This is a genomic window from Vibrio sp. V39_P1S14PM300, from assembly GCF_009904765.1.
Lineage (GTDB): Bacteria > Pseudomonadota > Gammaproteobacteria > Enterobacterales > Vibrionaceae > Vibrio > Vibrio proteolyticus.
In genome coordinates, this window is record NZ_WXWP01000011.1 from 1 (window position 1) to 3,141 (window position 3,141).

A 3,141-nucleotide genomic window follows, 5' to 3' on the forward strand; every position below is an offset into this window, starting at 1 on the left:
GGGCTATAGTCTTAACTCGCAGCAATCCGGCTACTAATGATGCTCCTTGCATCTTCCTTAATAGTGGCTGAATCCTTCAGCGTTCCTTACTTCGCCTTCCTGGCGGTGTCCTATTCATCCTGAACGCTAACTGTCCTGGTTAGCTCTCATCACTTGTTCCGTGAGCGGTGTCCCTGCGTTATCCTAACGCTGTCCTTTGTCATTCCGTTGCAACTCACATCCTGTCAGTTGTTGTGTCCGTACAAAGTCCTTCGCTTCCTGCTGATGCCCCATCCTGAATCATCAACTCTTCTTCCTGAAGATGGCCAAATCCGTGGCGATTTCCTGTTCCGTGTCAGTATCCTTCCGACACCTGTAAATTTACGCTTTCTGCCGATTTAAACAATCCACCGTACAACAAGTTTTTTTAATGAAAAGGATTACAATAAGAGAAAGGCATTTAAAAATAATGAGTTAGATAGAAATAAGGCCATTTCAACCACTATAATATCGCCTTCTCTCACACCGTGTGTGAGAGATCTCTTACACACAGCTACCGGATTTGCTATTCGCCTAGATTGGCCTTTGCCAGTATGATGGACGAAAGTTGTATCAGAGGAAGAAATGATGCTCACTCAAAACATCACCCAAGAGCTGGAAGCGGTGCTGCAATCGCTGCACAATCAAGGCAAAGAGCCAACAGTGGCGCTGGTCAAAGCTCGGCTGAAAACGCCTGTGCCAATGCCAGCCCTGATTGCCACCATTCGTAGCTGGAAACACGCTCAACGTGTGCCGAAAGTCGAAATCGCCGCTGACAGTACCCCACCTCAAGACAAGATCGCGCAACTGGAGCAACAGATTAAGGATCTGACACGTCGTCTGGAGACGCTGGAAGCTAAGTTGGCGGAGAAACTGTAATGCAGATTTGGGTTGATGCCGACGCGTGTCCGAAAGTGACTCGTGACACACTGTTCCGCGCCGCAGAGCGCACCGGCGTAGAGTGTACATTTGTTGCCAACCATTTGGTCCCGGTTCCCAGACGCGACAACATCCGCGCGCTGCAAGTATCCAGCGGCTTTGATGTGGCCGATAACGAAATTGTGCGCCGTCTGAGCAGCGGCGACCTGGTGATCACCGCCGATATTCCACTGGCCGACGAAGCGATCAGCAAAGGGGCGCTGGCGCTGAGCCCCCGGGGAGAGTTGTACACCAAAGACACCATCAAAGCGCGGCTGAACATTCGCGATTTTATGGACACCATGCGGGCCAGCGGTATCCAAACCGGAGGCCCGGCCGCGCTGTCTCAAACAGAGCGCCGCGAATTCGCCAACCACCTCGACCGAATACTGGCCAAACACCGATAAACAAAAAACCTGCGCAGAGCGCAGGTTTTTTATCGAACTATGAACGATTATGGCGTGTAGTATGTCGCCGCACCAGGACCAACTGGCAAACCGAACACAAATACCCACAGATAGAACAGTACGCTCCAGCCGACAATAAAGCACAGTGAGTAAGGCAGCATAGTCGCGATCAAAGTCCCGATTCCGAGATTCTTCATGTAGCGAGTTGCCACCGCCAGAATCAGACCAAAGTAACTCATCATTGGCGTGATGATGTTGGTGGTGGAATCCCCGATCCGGTACGCCGCCTGAATGGTTTCCGGTGCATAGCCAACCAGCATCAGCATTGGAACGAAGATAGGAGCGGTCACCGCCCACTGCGCTGACGCCGAACCAATCATCAGATTGATAAAACCACACATCAGAATGAAGGCGAAGAACAGCATTGGGCCAGTCAGACCGATGCTTTGCAGAAAATCTGCCCCCGCAACCGCGAAGACCTGACCAAAGTTTGTCCACTTGAAGAACGCCACAAATTGAGCCGCAAAGAAAACCAGCACGATGTACATTCCCATTGACGACATCGACTTAGACATCGCATTGATCACATCGCGATCAGTTTTCATCGTGCCAACGACTTTACCGTACACAAAGCCCGGAATCGCAAAGAACACAAAGATGAACGCCACGATGCTCTTCAGGAATGGCGATCCTGCGACCGTACCCGCATCAGAGCGCAGAATGCCGTCTGCCGGCACAATGGTCCAGGCCAGAAGAGCAGACACCAGAACAACAGCGACGCCTGCCATTTTCAGGCCTTTCTTCTCAACGTCGGTCAGTTTACCCATGGTATCCTGAGACAGATCTTCTGATGCCTCTTCGTCACTGTATTTACCCAGTTTTGGCTCAACGATTTTTTCAGTCACGAAAGCGCCCATGCCAGCGATGAAGAACGTCGATACAAACATGAAGTACCAGTTTACTTCCGGACCCACGGTGTAATTCGGATCGATCATCTGCGCTGCCGTTTCAGTAATACCAGACAACAGAGGGTCGACCGTACCAATCAGCAGGTTGGCTGAATAACCGCCGGATACACCAGCAAATGCGGCGGCAAGACCCGCCAGAGGGTGACGTCCTAAAGAGTGGAACAGCATCGCTGCTAACGGAATAAGAACAACGTAACCCAATTCAGACGCCGTGTTGGAGACAATGCCAGCAAACACAACCGTCACAGTCACCATGCGTTTGGAAGCCCCCATTACCAAACCACGCATCGCCGCCGATAACAGACCTGAGTATTCAGCAATCGCAACCCCGAGCATGGCAACCAGCACGGTACCAAGCGGCGCAAAGCCAACAAAATTCTTCACCAGACTGGTGACGATCAGCTCCAGCCCTTCTGCATTTAGCAGGCTGACAACGCGGATCATACCGTCTGCCGCACGTCCCGCTGCACCTTCTGGACGCGGATCCGCGACTGCCACGTCAAAATAGCCGGCGATCCCAGATGAAATCAGGATAGCAACACAGAAAATAGCGAAAAGTGTGATTGGGTGGGGCAACAGGTTCCCCAAATATTCCACCGAGTCAAGAAAGCGCGTAAAGAGCGATTTCTTCGGTGCATTTTGATTAATTGAAGCAGATGAACTCATCTGTTCCCTCCTTGTAGTGATTCCTGCGCATATGTGACAAGACTGTCAACAAAGCCTGCGCAGGGTACTCGACAAGGAGGTTAAAATGAAATCCAAAATGTTACATTCTGTAACTAATACCACATTTTATAACGACAAATGCACAAATAAATAGCATTTTAACC

General features: G+C 50.8%; 3 protein-coding genes. 2 read left to right on the forward strand and 1 reads right to left on the reverse strand.

Annotated elements, in window-relative coordinates; genetic code table 11:
- The first annotated feature begins 606 nt into the window (after positions 1-606).
- Positions 607-897, forward strand: a complete 291-nt coding sequence (locus CAG65_RS00735; RefSeq protein ID WP_161451480.1) for a hypothetical protein — start codon at positions 607-609, stop codon at positions 895-897.
- On the forward strand, positions 897-1,343 hold the full coding sequence (locus tag CAG65_RS00740) for a YaiI/YqxD family protein (RefSeq protein ID WP_021706656.1): 447 nt from the start codon (positions 897-899) through the stop codon (positions 1,341-1,343). The genes CAG65_RS00735 and CAG65_RS00740 overlap by 1 nt, the downstream gene beginning before the upstream one ends.
- 47 nt (positions 1,344-1,390) lie before the next feature.
- Here the strand turns inward: CAG65_RS00740 and CAG65_RS00745 are convergent, their stop codons facing one another.
- Positions 1,391-2,977: an AbgT family transporter gene (locus tag CAG65_RS00745; protein ID WP_021706655.1), complete on the reverse strand. Its 1,587-nt coding sequence runs from the start codon at positions 2,975-2,977 to the stop codon at positions 1,391-1,393.
- Between the last annotated feature and the right edge of the window lie 164 nt (positions 2,978-3,141).